The sequence below is a fragment of the Streptomyces sp. NPDC002817 genome (assembly GCF_053592055.1).
The window spans coordinates 191631-204937 of sequence record NZ_JBSFUY010000008.1; the positions used below are offsets into that span (position 1 = coordinate 191631).

Here is a 13307-nt window from a genome sequence, read left to right on the forward strand (position 1 = left end):
GTGTACGAGTGTACATAACAGCGCTCACACAGAGGCCGGCCGAGCCGCCGGGACGGGGCCCGTCTCGCGCACCCTCGCCAGGCGGTCGAGCAGCCGACGCTTGCTGTGGGCCGCGCGGCGCAGGGCGGAGACCCTGCGGTAGCGGAGCAGTTCGGCGGGGTCGGGCCGGACGGCTCCGCTCAGCCCGTAGCCGTTGCGGACCAGCCGCTCGCCCGGCACGGCGTCGCAGAGCCTTGTCCGGTCGGGCGTCAGCCGCTGTTGCCGGCTGCCCGCCCGGGAGGTGTCCAGGGCGCCGTGCGTACGCCGGTGCCAGGTCTTGCGGGCGGGTACGGCCTGGTGGGCCACGCGGCTCGGCTCGGTCGTCTCGGGGACGTACTCCTCGCCCAAGTAGCCGCAGAGTGCTCTCGGTCGGGGCTCGGGGTCGGCCAACAGGTCCTCGAAGCGCAGCTCGTGCCGGCTGTCGGGGCCCAGCCGGTGTGCGCAGCGCCGGGTCACGTCCATGACCTGCGCCCAGGTGGCGACGGCCTCGTGGAAGCCGCGGTGCCACCAGGGCATCCCCAACAGCGAGGCGACACAGTCCCGTCCGTCGCGGACGAGGTGCACGAACTGCGCGTCCGGGAAGAGCCGCCGGATCTCCTCGACATGGAGGGCGCAGGCGGGCCGTTCGTCGCCCCAGCGGACCTTGCCGTGGCTCTCCGCGTAGGCCCTGAGCGCGGAGCCCAGAGCGGGCGGGCCGCCCTCGATGCGCCGGGCGACGGTCCCCGCGTCCAGCCCCAGTTCGTGGAAGCGTGTCTCCTTGCGTCCGGTGATCCAGTGGGCGAGACCGGCCCGGTTGTCCGCGTCCCACAGGTCGCCGAAGCCGAACCGGCCCTCGTAGGCGGGCAGGACGATGGGGGCCCCATGCCCCTCAAGGGCTATGGGGGAGGGTTTCCGGCGGCAGCGCGGTGCGCGGGTGCGCATGGAGCATGAGCGGCAGCAGCGTGGTGCCGGAGCGGGGGCAGCCGAGGACGAAGACGGGGCGCGCGGAGGAGGGAGCGGAGGTAGCCACGCTCCGACGCTGCCGCCGGAGACTGAGGCCGGACTGGAAGGGCTCTGAGAAAGTCGTGGGGAAGCTGCTGAGAAAACGATGTGGAAACCGCTCACACAAACAGCTGCTCGAAGAGCGCCAGGTCCACTACTGTGCCATCTGCTTCACCGTTCATCTACCGCGCCGTCACGGCTGCGGCCTCCCCCATGGGCTCCGCCAGAGGAACTGCGCATGCCAGACACCAAGTCCCAGCCCCCACATGACCGACCGTGGGAGACCGGCTGGGCACCCGACACCTCCCGGGCACCGGGAACCCGCCGTCTCTATCTCGCGGGCGTCCTCGCCGTGGCGACCGTCGTCGCCTGCGTCACGGCGATATCCATGACGGACAGCACTCCTGACGCCGTGGCGAAGTCGGCGCCCCCCGTGGACGGCGGGACGATACCGGGCCTGGCCGGCTACGCCAGCCCGTCCGACACCACAACGGTCCCCCCGAAGGGCAAGAGCGGCCTGGCGACCTCCGAGAAGACCGGCTCCGCCGCGCGCCAGCAGGGCTCCTCCCCCTCGCCCGCCCCTGATCCGACCTCCAAGTCCCCCTCGTCCAAGCCGAGTTCGTCGCCCCCGAAGCCGACGGTCAAGTGGCGTTCGGTCCGCTCGGTGAACTACCCCGACCGCTACTGGCACGTGAGCGGCGGTTACGTGAAGCTCGACCCGGTCAGTGGCTCGGAGTCCCGCGAGGACTCCACCTTCAAGCTGGTCAAGGGTCTTGCGGACAGCTCCTGTTACTCCTTCGCCACCCAGGACGGCAGGTATCTGCGCCATCGCAGCTTCGTCCTGGTCGCCGACCGCAACGACGGCTCGTCCATCTTCAAGCAGGACGCGACCTTCTGCGCCCGCTCCTCGTCGGTGTACGGCGCGGTCATGCTGGAGTCGGTGAACTACCCGGGCCGCTTCCTGCGGCACCAGAACTTCCAGCTGAAGCTGGACTCGTACCAGTACAACGACCTGTACCGATCGGACTCGGCGTTCCAACTGGTCGACGGGCTGACCTGAGCACACGCACGGAAAACGGCGACGTCCCCAAGGACGTCGCCGTTTCTTCGTACGCGGTCGGTCTCAGACGTTGAACCCGAGCGCCCGAAGCTGCTCACGCCCGTCATCCGTGATCTTGTCCGGGCCCCACGGCGGCATCCAGACCCAGTTGATGCGCAGCTCGTTGACGATGCCGTCCGTGGCGGACTTGGCCTGGTCCTCGATGACATCGGTCAGCGGGCAGGCCGCCGAGGTCAGGGTCATGTCGATCGTCGCGATGTTCGCGTCGTCGATGTGAATGCCGTAAATGAGGCCGAGGTTGACGACATCGATGCCCAGCTCGGGGTCGACGACGTCGTACAGGGCCTCGCGGACTTCCTCTTCGGAGGCCGGCTTCATCTCAAGGGTCTCGCTCATGCCGTCTTCCTTTCGGCGTCGGCCCCGCCCAGGGCCTGGGCCGTCGCGTCCTTCCACGCCATCCAGCTGAGGAGGGCGCACTTGACCCGGGCCGGGTACTTGGAGACACCGGCGAACGCGACCGCGTCCTCCAGCACCTCCTCCATGGCGTCGTCGGGCTCGATCTTCCCCTTGGACTGCATCAGCTCCAGGAAGGTCTCCTGGATCTTCTGCGCCTCGGCGAGGTCCTTGCCGACGAGGAGGTCGTTCAGCACGGAGGCGGAGGCCTGGCTGATCGAGCAGCCCTGGCCCTCGTACGAGATGTCGGTGATCTGCTCGCCGTCGTACTTCACGCGCAGGGTGATCTCGTCGCCGCACGTCGGGTTGACGTGGTGCACCTCGGCGTCGCCATCCCGAAGACCGCGCCCGTGCGGGTGCTTGTAGTGGTCCAGGATGACTTCCTGGTACATCGAATCCAGCTTCACGGTCTCAGCTCACGCCCTTCAGCCGAAGAAGTTCCGTACGTGCTCCAGCCCGTCGACCAGAGCGTCGATCTCGGCCGGCGTGGAGTACAGATAGAACGACGCTCGCGTGGTCGCAGGAATTCCGTAGCGCAGGCAGACCGGGCGGGCGCAGTGGTGGCCCACGCGGACCGCGATGCCCTGCTCGTCCAGAACCTGGCCCACGTCGTGCGGGTGGATGTCGCCGAGCGTGAAGGAGATCGCCGCGCCCCGGTCCTCGGCCGTCGTCGGGCCGATGATCCTGAGGTCCGGGACCTCGCCGAGCCGCTTCACCGCGTACTCGGTGAGCGCGTGCTCGTGGGCGAGGATCTTGTCCATGCCGATCGAGTTCAGGTAGTCGATCGCCGCGCCCAGACCGACCGCCTGCGCGATCGGCGGGGTGCCGGCCTCGAACTTGTGCGGGGCGGGAGCGTAGGTCGACGAGTGCATCGACACCGTCTCGATCATCTCGCCGCCGCCCAGGAACGGCGGCAGGTCCTCGAGCAGCTCCTGGCGGCCCCAGAGGACGCCGATGCCGGTCGGACCGCACATCTTGTGGCCGGTGAAGGCCACGAAGTCGGCCTGCAGCGCCTGCACGTCCAGCGGCATGTGCGGGGCGGCCTGCGAGGCGTCGATGCAGACGAGCGCACCGACCTCCTGCGCACGGCGCACTATCGCCTCGACGGGGTTCACGGTGCCCAGGATGTTGGACACCAGCACGAAGGAGACGATCTTCGTCTTCTCGGTGATGACCTCGTCGATGTTGGAGAGGTCGAGGCGGCCGTCGTCGGTGAGGCCGAACCACTTCAGCTTCGCGCCCGTGCGCTGCGAGAGCAGCTGCCACGGCACGATGTTGGAGTGGTGCTCCATCTCCGTGATGACGATCTCGGTCTCGTGGTCCACGCGGTAGGGCTCGTCGGCCCAGCCCAGCATGTTCGCCACGAGGTTGAGCGACTCGGAGGCGTTCTTGGTGAAGATCACCTCGTCGCGGCTGGGCGCGTTGATGAACGCGGCGGCCTTGTCGCGCGCGCCCTCGTACAGCGCCGTGGCCTCCTCGGCGAGCACATGCACACCGCGGTGGACGTTGGCGTTGTAGCGCTCGTAGTACTCGTTCAGGGCGTCCAGGACCTGGCGCGGCTTCTGCGAGGTCGCCGCGTTGTCCAGGTACACGAGCTTCTTACCGTCGTGGACCTGGCGGTCCAGGATGGGGAAGTCCTTGCGGATCGCCTCTGTGTCGAGGAGGCCCGGCAGCTGTGTCACGCGGATGCGCCACCCTTCACGTACTTGTCGTAGCCCTCGGCCTCGAGCTGGTCGGCGAGCTCCGGGCCGCCGGACTCGGCGATCCGGCCGTTCGCGAACACGTGCACGTGGTCGGGCTTGATGTAGCGCAGGATGCGCGTGTAGTGCGTGATCAGCAGGGTGCCGACCTCGCCGGACTCGCGGACGCGGTTGACGCCCTCGGAGACGATACGAAGGGCGTCGACGTCCAGACCGGAGTCCGTCTCGTCGAGGACCGCGATCTTCGGCTTGAGCAGCTCCAGCTGGAGGATCTCGTGGCGCTTCTTCTCACCGCCGGAGAAGCCCTCGTTGACGTTGCGCTCGGCGAAGGCGGGGTCCATGTTGAGGCGCTGCATGGCCTCCTTGACCTCCTTCACCCACAGGCGGAGCTTGGGGGCCTCGCCGCGGATGGCGGTGGCGGAGGTGCGCAGGAAGTTGGAGACCGAGACGCCGGGGATCTCGACCGGGTACTGCATCGCCAGGAACAGGCCCGCGCGGGCGCGCTCGTCGACGGACATCTCCAGGACGTCCTCGCCGTCGAGGGTGACGGTGCCGCCGGTGATCGTGTACTTCGGGTGGCCCGCGAGCGAGTAGGCGAGGGTCGACTTGCCGGAGCCGTTGGGGCCCATGATGGCGTGGGTCTCGCCCTGCTTCACGGTCAGGTCGACGCCCTTGAGGATCTCCTTCGTGGCGTTGTCGGCCTCGACGGTGACGTGCAGGTCGTGGATTTCAAGCGTTGCCATGGGTTCCTCAGGACTCCTGGGTGAGGGAGACGAGCACGTCGTCCCCTTCGATCTTTACGGGGTATACGGGGACGGGGCGCGTCGCGGGAAGGCCGGACGGCTTGCCGGTGCGGAGGTCGAACGCGGAGCCGTGCAGCCAGCACTCGATCTGGCAGTCCTCCACCTCGCCCTCGGAGAGCGAGACGTTCGCGTGCGAGCAGATGTCGTTGATCGCGAACACCTCGCCCTCGGTGCGGACGACCGAGACCGGCGTGCCGTCGAGTTCCACCCGCTTCGGGGTGTCCTCCTCCAGCTCGCTCAGCCCACAGGCGCGTACGAACGTCATCAGACCGACGCCTCCAGCTCCTCGTCGATCTTCACGAGAAGGCGTTCCTGGATGTCGTCGACACCGATCTGCTGGACCAGCTCGGCGAAGAAGCCGCGGACCACCAGGCGACGGGCCTCGTCGGCGGGGATGCCGCGGGCCATCAGGTAGAAGAGCTGCTCGTCGTCGAAGCGGCCGGTCGCGGAGGCGTGCCCGGCGCCGACGATCTCGCCGGTCTCGATCTCCAGGTTCGGCACCGAGTCGACGCGCGCGCCGTCCGTGAGGACGAGGTTGCGGTTCATCTCGTAGGTGTCGGTGCCCTCGGCCTTGGCCTCGATGAGCACGTCGCCGATCCACACCGCGTGGGCGCCCTCGCCCTGGAGCGCGCCCTTGTAGACGGCGTTGGACTTGCAGTGCGGGACGTTGTGGTCGACCAGGAGGCGGTGCTCCTGGTGCTGGCCGGCGTCCGTGAAGTAGAGACCGAAGAGCTCGGCCTCGCCGCCGGTGCCGGCGTAGGTGACACGCGGGTGGAGGCGTACGAGGTCGCCGCCGAAGGTGACCACGAAGGACTTGAAGGTGGCGTCCCGGCCGATCAGCGCGTTGTGCTGGGCCACGTGCACGGCCTTGTCGTCCCAGTCCTGGACGGAGACGACGGTCAGCTTGGCGCCGTCGCCCAGGAGGTAGTCGACGTTGGCGGCGAGCACCGCGTCACCGGTGTGGTCGATGACGACGACGGCCTCGGCGAAGGCGCCCAGCTCGATCACCTGGTGGGCGAAGGCGGTGCCGCCCTCGCCGTGCACGGCGATCCGGATCGGCTCGGTGAGGACCGTCTCCTTGGGGACGGTGATCACGCCGGCCTTCTCGAACGCCGAGTAGGCCTGGGCGGCGATGCGGTCCACCGGGGTGCCCGCCTTGCCCAGGCGCGCGTCGTCGCGGTCGACGGTCTCGACCGTGACGCCCTCGGGCGCCTCGACGTCGACCTTCAGGCCCTCGCCGGTGGCGACGGCGGTGCCGTCGTGCAGCCCGCGCAGGCGCTCCAGCGGGGTGAACCGCCACTCCTCCTCACGGCCGTGCGGGACCGGGAAGTCCGCGACGTCGAAGGACGGGGGCGCGCTCATGCGCGTGGCGACGGTCGACTCGGCGGCCACCGCGATCTGGCCGGCGGTGGTGGACCCCACCGGGATGTTCTGAGCCTCAGCCATGGCTGTCGGTCTGCTCTCTTCCTACGTCAGATTTCGCTAGCTGTGTCCGAAAGGGGGGCGGGTGTCAGCCGACCGCGCCTTCCATCTGCAGCTCGATCAGCCGGTTGAGCTCCAGCGCGTACTCCATCGGCAGCTCCTTCGCGATGGGCTCGACGAAGCCGCGCACGATCATGGCCATCGCCTCGAACTCGGTCATGCCCCGGCTCATCAGGTAGAAGAGCTGGTCGTCACTGACCTTGGAGACGGTCGCCTCGTGGCCCATGGACACGTCGTCCTCGCGGACGTCCACATAGGGGTACGTGTCGGAGCGGGAGATGGTGTCGACGAGCAGCGCGTCGCACAGCACGTTGGACTTGGAGCCGTGGGCGCCCTCGCCGATCTCGACGAGACCGCGGTAGGACGTACGACCGCCACCACGCGCCACGGACTTCGAGACGATGTTGGAGGAGGTGTTCGGCGCCATGTGGACCATCTTGGAGCCGGCGTCCTGGTGCTGGCCCTCGCCCGCGAAGGCGATGGAGAGGGTCTCGCCCTTGGCGTGCTCGCCCATCAGGTAGACGGCCGGGTACTTCATGGTGACCTTGGAGCCGATGTTGCCGTCGATCCACTCCATGGTCGCGCCCTCGTACGCCACGGCGCGCTTGGTGACCAGGTTGTAGACGTTGTTCGACCAGTTCTGGATGGTCGTGTAACGGCAGCGGGCGCCCTTCTTGACGATGATCTCGACGACCGCGGAGTGCAGGGAGTCCGACTTGTAGATCGGCGCCGTACAGCCCTCGACGTAGTGGACGTAGGCGTCCTCGTCGACGATGATCAGCGTCCGCTCGAACTGGCCCATGTTCTCCGTGTTGATACGGAAGTAGGCCTGGAGCGGGATCTCGACCTGCACGCCCTTGGGCACGTAGATGAAGGAGCCGCCGGACCACACCGCGGTGTTCAGCGACGCGAACTTGTTGTCGCCGACCGGGATGACGGTGCCGAAGTACTCCTTGAAGAGCTCCGGGTGCTCCTTCAGCGCGGTGTCGGTGTCGAGGAAGATGACGCCCTGCTCCTCCAGGTCCTCGCGGATCTGGTGGTAGACGACCTCGGACTCGTACTGGGCCGCGACACCGGCGACGAGGCGCTGCTTCTCCGCCTCGGGGATGCCGAGCTTGTCGTACGTGTTCTTGATGTCCTCGGGCAGGTCCTCCCAGGACTCCGCCTGCTTCTCCGTGGAGCGCACGAAGTACTTGATGTTGTCGAAGTCGATACCGGAGAGGTCCGAGCCCCAGTTCGGCATGGGCTTCTTGTCGAACAGGCGCAGGCCCTTGAGACGGAGCTTGGTCATCCACTCCGGCTCGGACTTCTTCGCGGAGATGTCCTTGACGACGTCCTCGTTGATGCCGCGCCGCGCGGAAGCACCAGCCGTGTCGGAGTCCGCCCAGCCGTATTCGTACTTACCCAGGCCCTCGAGCTCGGGGTGGGCAGTCTCCTCGATGGGGAGAGTCATGCGGGGTTCCTCCCGGCCGTGCTTGCAGATGCGTTATGTGTGGTGTGGGAAATCTTTGGGATGAACGTCGTGCAGACGCCGTCACCGTGCGCGATGGTCGCCAGTCGCTGGACGTGCGTTCCGAGCAGCTGGGAGAAGATCTCGGTCTCCGCCTCGCAGAGCTGGGGGAACTTTTCCGCGACGTGGGCGACGGGGCAGTGGTGCTGGCACAGCTGCTCGCCGACCGGTGCGCTGCGCGCCGTAGCAGCGTACCCGTCCGCGCTCAGGGCCTTGGCCAGGGCTTCGGTGCGCGCCTCGGGGGCGGCGGCCTCGATCGCCTTGCGGTACGCGGTGGCCTGCTCGGCGATCCTCGCACGGGCGAAGGCCACGACGGCCTCGTCCCCGCCGAACCGCTCCGCGATCCAGCGCAGGGCGTCCGCGGCGAGCTTGTCGTAGGACTGGTCGAAGGCGTCGCGGCCGCAGTCGGTGAGCGCGAAGACCTTGGCGGGACGCCCCCGCGTCCGCGCGCCGTAGATCTTCTGCTCGCGCGCCTCCACGACGTCGTCGACGACCAGCGCGTCCAGGTGCCTGCGCACGGCGGCCTGGGTCAGGCCGAGACGGCCGGCCAGCTCGGCGACGGTCGACGGCCCGTGGTCCAGGATGGATCGCGCGACCCGGTTGCGGGTTGACCGCTCTCCGGTCGCGAGCTCCTCCTGCAGGGCCCCCGTGGGGGTCTCCTGAGCCTCGCCGACGTTTTTCACAACACCATTGTTGCGTAATTCCTCAGGGGCGGGCAACCCGCGTCCCGGCCGATGGACGGTGCGGTGCATCACTTAGGTAAAGCTAACCTGACCTGCGAGAACGATCTTTGATCGATCAATTCGGTGGCATCGCCGGACCTCTTGCGGGACACTCCACAACCATGCCCATACCCCCTCCGACCGGCCCTCTCGTCACCCGCGGCACCGTGGCCGCACAACTGCGTGAGCTGGGCGTCCGGGACGGCGAGGCCCTCCTCGTCCACTCCTCCCTGAAGTCGCTCGGCTGGGTCTGCGGAGGACCTGTGGCCGTGGTCCAGGGACTGCTGGACGCCCTCGGCCCGGACGGCACCCTCGTGGTCCCCACCCAGACCGGAGACCTCTCGGACCCCGCCCTGTGGGGAAATCCACCGGTCCTCGAGGAGTGGTGGGACACGATCCGCACGTCCATGCCGGTCTACGACCCGCAGGTCACGCCATCGCGCGGGGTCGGCGTGCTCCCGGAGACCGTGCGCACCTGGCCGGGCGCCCTGCGCAGCGCGCACCCGCAGACGTCGTTCGCGGCGATCGGCGGCCGTGCTCGTCAGATCACCCACGGACACGCGACCGACTGCCGCCTCGGCGAGCACAGCCCCCTCGCCCGTCTCGAAGACCTGGACGCGCGCGTGCTCCTGCTCGGCGCCGGCTACGACACCTGCACGAGCTTCCATCTCGCCGAGTACCGCATCCCCTCGCCCCTGGTGAAGGTGGGCCGGCCGGGCCCGGCCGGCTGGGAGACGGTGACCGAGGTGTCGATCACCTCGGAGCAGTTCGACGAGCTCGGGCACGACTTCGAGCGGGACCGTCCCGTCGTGCGGGGGAAGGTGGGCGCGGCCGAGGTACGGCTGTTCCCGGTGGCCGACGCGGTGGCCTACGCCGAGCGGTGGCTGACGGCGCACCGCCCCCGTGAGGAGGAGATCCTGCACCCGCCCGTCTGAGGCGCGCATCGCGTACCTAGACTCTTGAGCCATGCGAAGCGAGCCCGTGGTCCAGGTCCAGGCCCTGGTGAAGCGGTACGGCACGAAGACCGCGGTGAACGGCCTCGACCTGGTGGCCACGGCGGGGGTGACCGCCGTACTCGGTCCCAACGGGGCGGGCAAGACGACCACGGTGGAGACCTGCGAGGGGTACCGCAGGCCGGACTCCGGCACGGTGCGCGTCCTGGGCCTCGACCCGGTCCGGCACTCCCGTGAACTGCACACCCGGATCGGCGTGATGCTCCAGTCCGGTGGCGTGTACTCGGGTGCCCGGGCGGACGAGATGCTGCGCCATGTCGCCAAGCTGCACGCCCACCCGCTGGACGTGGACGCGCTCATCGAGCGCCTGGGACTGGGCGGTTGCGGCAGAACGACGTACCGCCGGCTGTCGGGCGGCCAACAGCAGCGGCTCGCCCTCGCGATGGCCGTGGTGGGCCGCCCGGAGCTGGTGTTCCTGGACGAGCCGACCGCCGGGCTCGACCCGCAGGCCCGCCACGCGACCTGGGACCTGATCCGCGATCTGCGCACCGACGGCGTCTCCGTCGTCCTCACCACCCACTACATGGACGAGGCCGAACAGCTCGCCGACGACGTCGCGATCATCGACGCGGGCAAGGTCGTCGCCCAGGGCTCCCCCGAGGAACTGTGCCGGGGCGGCGCCGAGAACACCCTCCGCTTCACCGGCCGCCCGGGCCTGGACGTGGGCTCGCTGCTGAAGGCCCTCCCGGCCGACTGCACGGCCGCGGAGCTGACGCCGGGCTCGTACCGGGTCGGCGGCAAGGTCGACCCGCAGCTGCTGGCGACGGTGGCCTCGTGGTGCGCGCAGCACGGGGTGATGCCGGAGAAGATCTCGGTCGAACGGCACACGCTGGAAGACGTGTTTCTGGAGCTGACCGGCAAGGAGCTGCGCTCGTGACCGTGGGTACCTACACCCCGAAGCCGGGGGCGGCCCCGCTGCCCCGCATGATCATGGCGCAGGCCGCACTCGAGACGAAGATGCTCCTGCGCAACGGCGAGCAGCTCCTGCTGACCGTCGTGATCCCCACCCTCCTGCTGGTCCTGTTCAGCTCGGTCGACATCGTCGACACGGGCTCGGGCGAGGCGGTGGACTTCCTGACCCCCGGCATCCTCGCCCTCGCGGTCATGTCCACGGCCTTCACCGGCCAGGCGATCGCGACGGGCTTCGAGCGCCGCTACGGCGTCCTGAAGCGGCTGGCCGCCTCCCCGCTCCCCCGCTGGGGCCTGATGACCGCCAAGACGGCGTCGGTCCTGATCACGGAGATCCTCCAGATCGTCCTGCTGACGGTGATCGCCTTGGCCCTGGGCTGGGAGCCGCACGGCAACCCCCTGGCCGTCCTGCTCCTGCTGATCCTGGGCACGGCCGCCTTCTCCGGCCTGGGCCTGCTGATGGCGGGCACCCTGAAGGCAGAGGCCACCCTGGCCGCCGCGAACCTCGTCTTCCTGCTGCTGCTCGTCGGCGGCGGCGTCATCGTGCCCATGGACAAGTTCCCCTCCGGCGCGCAGGACGTACTCGGGCTGCTCCCCGTCAACGCGCTCTCGGACGGACTGCGGGACGTACTCCAGCACGGGGCCGGCATGCCGTGGGGCGACCTGGGGATCCTGGCGGTGTGGGCGGTCGTGGGACTGGCCGCGGCGGGCAGATTCTTCCGTTGGGAGTAGGCCCGTGCCGGACCCTCGTGAAAGCGTGCACAAGCGGCGGCCTACGATGGGGCACGTGCCGAACCTGACCCCCGCCGACGCCTCAGCCGCCGTGCGCAACCCGCTCGCCTTCATCGCCGCACGCTGGACCCCGGACCCCCGGACGGTGCAGCGGGCGGCCCTCGCCGCACTCGTCATGTCGGTGGTCATCGTGGTCACCGGCGGTGCGGTGCGGCTCACCGGCTCGGGCCTCGGCTGCCCGACCTGGCCCAAGTGCACCGACGACTCGCTGACCACCACGAGCGCCATGGGCGTGCACGGTGTGATCGAGTTCGGCAACCGCATGCTGACGTACGTGCTGTGCGCCGCCGTCGGCTGGGCGATCATCGCCGCGCGCTCCGAGAAGCCGTACCGGCGCAGCCTCACCCGGCTGGGCTGGGCGCAGTTCTGGGTCGTGATGGGCAACGCGATCCTCGGCGGCATCGTGGTGCTGGTCGGCCTCAACCCGTACACGGTCGCCGCGCACTTCCTGCTGTCGACGGCGCTGATCGCGGTGGCCACGGTGATGTGGCAGCGCACCCGGGAGGGCGACGGGGAGTCGCGTCCGCTGGTCGGCAAGTCGGTGCAGCAGCTGGTGTGGTTCCTGGTCGCCGCGTCCGTGCTGCTGATCGCGGTGGGCACGGTGGTGACCGGGTCGGGACCGCACGCGGGCGACTCCAGCGAGGTCGAGCGGATGCCGCTGGACTGGGAGACGGTCAGCAAGCTGCACGCCGTCCTCGCCTGGATCGTGGTGACGCTGACGTTCGCCCTGTGGTTCGTCCTCAAGGCGGTCGACGCGCCGAAGGGCCCCCTGCACCGCACGCGCGACCTCTTCCTGGTCCTGCTCGCCCAGGGTGTCATCGGCTACGTCCAGTACTTCACCGATCTGCCCGAGATCCTGGTCGGCCTGCACATGTTCGGCTCCTGCCTGGTCTGGATCGCGGTCCTGCGCGTGCTGCTGGCGCTGCGGGAGCGGCCGGGGACGGACACCGAGGTGCCGCTCCCGGCGCAGGCCACGTCATCGCTCTCCGCCGGGATCTGACCCTCCGTCCCGAACACCGCGAGCAGCCGGTCAGGCGTACGCCGCCACGAGTTCGTCGATCGCCGGTCCCAGGTAGCCCCGGGTCAGCTCACCCCTGCGCGCCGTCCATTCCTCGGTGGGCGGCGCGGGGTCCTCGTACCGCCGCCGCCTGATGTCCTCCACCACCTCGACCGGCGCTCCCAGCTCCGGCAGCAGTTCCAGCGCCTCCCGCTTGGTGATGAGCCGTCCGTCGCGCAGGGTGGCGGTCGCGCGGGCGAAGGTCGTCAGGCCGACGTCGACCCAGGGGGCCTGCCGCCAGCGTTCCGCCTTCTCCAGCTTGGGCCGCCAGAAGTCACGCTGGTCGCGTACGACGAACTCGTCGAGTTCGAGGTCCAGCACCGGCGGCAGCAGCCCGGCCGGGCCCTTCCCGTGCAGTACCCGCCCGAACGTGTGCAGTTCGCGCCGGGTCACCGGGGTCACGGGCCGCTTGAACAGCTGCTCGTGCGCCCAGGTCAGGTGCGGCCGGGCGGAGTTCTCCACGGCATCCGGTGTCAGATACGTGCAGTGCAGATTCGGGGCGAGCGGTTCGTCCCGCAGCCGGGCGTGTCCCTTCGCCAGCCGCCAGGTCGTGCGGGTCGAGACCGGACGGTCCAGTACGGCGATCAGGTCCAGGTCGCTGCGGCCCTCCTGGTAGTCGCCGCCGGCGAGGGACCCGTGTGCCCAGACGGCGAGTGGCGCGAGCGGTTCGAGGCCGGTGAGGAAGCGGTCGAGTAACGCATCGGTCTGCATACACCCATCCTGTACAGCCCGCACGGACCCGTACACCCTCCCCGCACCCCGTCCGGGCGCACGCGAGCCCGAACC

At 69.3% G+C, this 13307-nt stretch carries 16 protein-coding genes; 5 read left to right on the forward strand and 11 right to left on the reverse strand.

The features are described 5' to 3' along the window. Nucleotides 1–24 precede the first annotated feature (24 nt). Both ACWD3I_RS18145 and ACWD3I_RS18150 read right to left on the reverse strand, forming a co-directional pair. Nucleotides 25–960: a sulfotransferase family protein gene (locus ACWD3I_RS18145; protein ID WP_365405217.1), complete on the reverse strand. Its 936-nt coding sequence runs from the start codon at nucleotides 958–960 to the stop codon at nucleotides 25–27. Beyond that, complete coding sequence (locus tag ACWD3I_RS18150; protein ID WP_365405219.1) at nucleotides 908–1048, reverse strand: sulfotransferase; 141 nt, start codon at nucleotides 1046–1048, stop codon at nucleotides 908–910. The genes ACWD3I_RS18145 and ACWD3I_RS18150 overlap by 53 nt, the downstream gene beginning before the upstream one ends. Nucleotides 1049–1258: 210 nt before the next feature. Here ACWD3I_RS18150 and ACWD3I_RS18155 point away from each other — a divergent pair, with 210 nt between their 5' ends. Beyond that, nucleotides 1259–2080 carry an AbfB domain-containing protein gene (locus ACWD3I_RS18155; protein WP_365405222.1) on the forward strand — a complete coding sequence of 274 codons (822 nt, stop codon included), beginning with the start codon at nucleotides 1259–1261 and terminating at the stop codon, nucleotides 2078–2080. Between the two features lie 63 nt (nucleotides 2081–2143). Here ACWD3I_RS18155 and ACWD3I_RS18160 read toward each other — a convergent pair whose 3' ends face one another. The 8 genes from ACWD3I_RS18160 to ACWD3I_RS18195 all read right to left on the reverse strand — a co-directional run bounded on the left by ACWD3I_RS18160 (nucleotide 2144) and on the right by ACWD3I_RS18195 (nucleotide 8711). After that, nucleotides 2144–2476, reverse strand: coding sequence for a metal-sulfur cluster assembly factor (locus ACWD3I_RS18160; RefSeq protein ID WP_005477879.1), 333 nt, complete (start codon nucleotides 2474–2476; stop codon nucleotides 2144–2146). Then, the gene (gene sufU, locus ACWD3I_RS18165) at nucleotides 2473–2940 is read right to left on the reverse strand and encodes a Fe-S cluster assembly sulfur transfer protein SufU (protein WP_365405226.1); all 468 of its coding nucleotides are present in this window, start codon (nucleotides 2938–2940) and stop codon (nucleotides 2473–2475) included. The genes ACWD3I_RS18160 and sufU overlap by 4 nt, the downstream gene beginning before the upstream one ends. An 18-nt stretch (nucleotides 2941–2958) precedes the next feature. Then, nucleotides 2959–4215, reverse strand: coding sequence for a cysteine desulfurase (locus tag ACWD3I_RS18170; protein WP_046261803.1), 1257 nt, complete (start codon nucleotides 4213–4215; stop codon nucleotides 2959–2961). Further along, nucleotides 4212–4976, reverse strand: coding sequence for a Fe-S cluster assembly ATPase SufC (gene sufC, locus ACWD3I_RS18175; protein WP_361544730.1), 765 nt, complete (start codon nucleotides 4974–4976; stop codon nucleotides 4212–4214). Before sufC ends, ACWD3I_RS18170 begins: the two co-directional genes overlap by 4 nt. 7 nt (nucleotides 4977–4983) lie before the next feature. Further along, nucleotides 4984–5301, reverse strand: a complete 318-nt coding sequence (locus ACWD3I_RS18180) for a bifunctional 3-phenylpropionate/cinnamic acid dioxygenase ferredoxin subunit (RefSeq protein WP_046261801.1) — start codon at nucleotides 5299–5301, stop codon at nucleotides 4984–4986. Beyond that, entirely contained in the window at nucleotides 5301–6482 is a 1182-nt protein-coding gene (gene sufD, locus ACWD3I_RS18185; RefSeq protein WP_365405231.1) for a Fe-S cluster assembly protein SufD, read from the reverse strand. The genes ACWD3I_RS18180 and sufD overlap by 1 nt, the downstream gene beginning before the upstream one ends. A 64-nt stretch (nucleotides 6483–6546) precedes the next feature. Further along, nucleotides 6547–7971, reverse strand: coding sequence for a Fe-S cluster assembly protein SufB (gene sufB / locus ACWD3I_RS18190; protein ID WP_365405234.1), 1425 nt, complete (start codon nucleotides 7969–7971; stop codon nucleotides 6547–6549). Further along, nucleotides 7968–8711, reverse strand: coding sequence for a helix-turn-helix transcriptional regulator (locus ACWD3I_RS18195; protein ID WP_365405237.1), 744 nt, complete (start codon nucleotides 8709–8711; stop codon nucleotides 7968–7970). The genes sufB and ACWD3I_RS18195 overlap by 4 nt, the downstream gene beginning before the upstream one ends. Before the next feature lie 161 nt (nucleotides 8712–8872). Between ACWD3I_RS18195 and ACWD3I_RS18200 the strand changes: the two genes are divergently transcribed. The 4 genes from ACWD3I_RS18200 to ACWD3I_RS18215 are packed head-to-tail and all read left to right on the forward strand — an operon-like array spanning nucleotide 8873 to nucleotide 12464. Continuing rightward, nucleotides 8873–9685 (forward strand): aminoglycoside N(3)-acetyltransferase, encoded by an 813-nt coding sequence (locus ACWD3I_RS18200; protein WP_365405239.1) that lies wholly within the window; start codon nucleotides 8873–8875, stop codon nucleotides 9683–9685. Nucleotides 9686–9716: 31 nt separating this feature from the next. Further along, nucleotides 9717–10640 (forward strand): ABC transporter ATP-binding protein, encoded by a 924-nt coding sequence (locus ACWD3I_RS18205; RefSeq protein ID WP_365405242.1) that lies wholly within the window; start codon nucleotides 9717–9719, stop codon nucleotides 10638–10640. A 47-nt stretch (nucleotides 10641–10687) separates the two neighbouring features. After that, the gene (locus ACWD3I_RS18210; protein ID WP_365405312.1) at nucleotides 10688–11404 is read left to right on the forward strand and encodes an ABC transporter permease; all 717 of its coding nucleotides are present in this window, start codon (nucleotides 10688–10690) and stop codon (nucleotides 11402–11404) included. Between the two features lie 46 nt (nucleotides 11405–11450). After that, complete coding sequence (locus ACWD3I_RS18215; protein ID WP_365405244.1) at nucleotides 11451–12464, forward strand: COX15/CtaA family protein; 1014 nt, start codon at nucleotides 11451–11453, stop codon at nucleotides 12462–12464. 30 nt (nucleotides 12465–12494) lie between these two features. Here the strand turns inward: ACWD3I_RS18215 and ACWD3I_RS18220 are convergent, their stop codons facing one another. Then, entirely contained in the window at nucleotides 12495–13232 is a 738-nt protein-coding gene (locus tag ACWD3I_RS18220) for a nucleotidyltransferase domain-containing protein (RefSeq protein WP_365405247.1), read from the reverse strand. Between the last annotated feature and the right edge of the window lie 75 nt (nucleotides 13233–13307).

Excerpts from the sequence above, each read along its gene's own strand:
- ACWD3I_RS18145 (WP_365405217.1), bottom strand. The coding sequence starts at position 960 with ATGCGCACCCGCGCACCGCGCTGCCGCCGGAAACCCTCCCCCATAGCC.
- ACWD3I_RS18155 (WP_365405222.1), top strand. The coding sequence starts at position 1,259 with ATGCCAGACACCAAGTCCCAGCCCCCACATGACCGACCGTGGGAGACC.
- ACWD3I_RS18160 (WP_005477879.1), bottom strand. The coding sequence starts at position 2,476 with ATGAGCGAGACCCTTGAGATGAAGCCGGCCTCCGAAGAGGAAGTCCGC.
- sufC (WP_361544730.1), bottom strand. The coding sequence starts at position 4,976 with ATGGCAACGCTTGAAATCCACGACCTGCACGTCACCGTCGAGGCCGAC.
- ACWD3I_RS18180 (WP_046261801.1), bottom strand. The coding sequence starts at position 5,301 with ATGACGTTCGTACGCGCCTGTGGGCTGAGCGAGCTGGAGGAGGACACC.
- sufD (WP_365405231.1), bottom strand. The coding sequence starts at position 6,482 with ATGGCTGAGGCTCAGAACATCCCGGTGGGGTCCACCACCGCCGGCCAG.
- sufB (WP_365405234.1), bottom strand. The coding sequence starts at position 7,971 with ATGACTCTCCCCATCGAGGAGACTGCCCACCCCGAGCTCGAGGGCCTG.
- ACWD3I_RS18200 (WP_365405239.1), top strand. The coding sequence starts at position 8,873 with ATGCCCATACCCCCTCCGACCGGCCCTCTCGTCACCCGCGGCACCGTG.
- ACWD3I_RS18205 (WP_365405242.1), top strand. The coding sequence starts at position 9,717 with ATGCGAAGCGAGCCCGTGGTCCAGGTCCAGGCCCTGGTGAAGCGGTAC.
- ACWD3I_RS18210 (WP_365405312.1), top strand. The coding sequence starts at position 10,688 with ATGATCATGGCGCAGGCCGCACTCGAGACGAAGATGCTCCTGCGCAAC.
- ACWD3I_RS18215 (WP_365405244.1), top strand. The coding sequence starts at position 11,451 with ATGGGGCACGTGCCGAACCTGACCCCCGCCGACGCCTCAGCCGCCGTG.
- ACWD3I_RS18220 (WP_365405247.1), bottom strand. The coding sequence starts at position 13,232 with ATGCAGACCGATGCGTTACTCGACCGCTTCCTCACCGGCCTCGAACCG.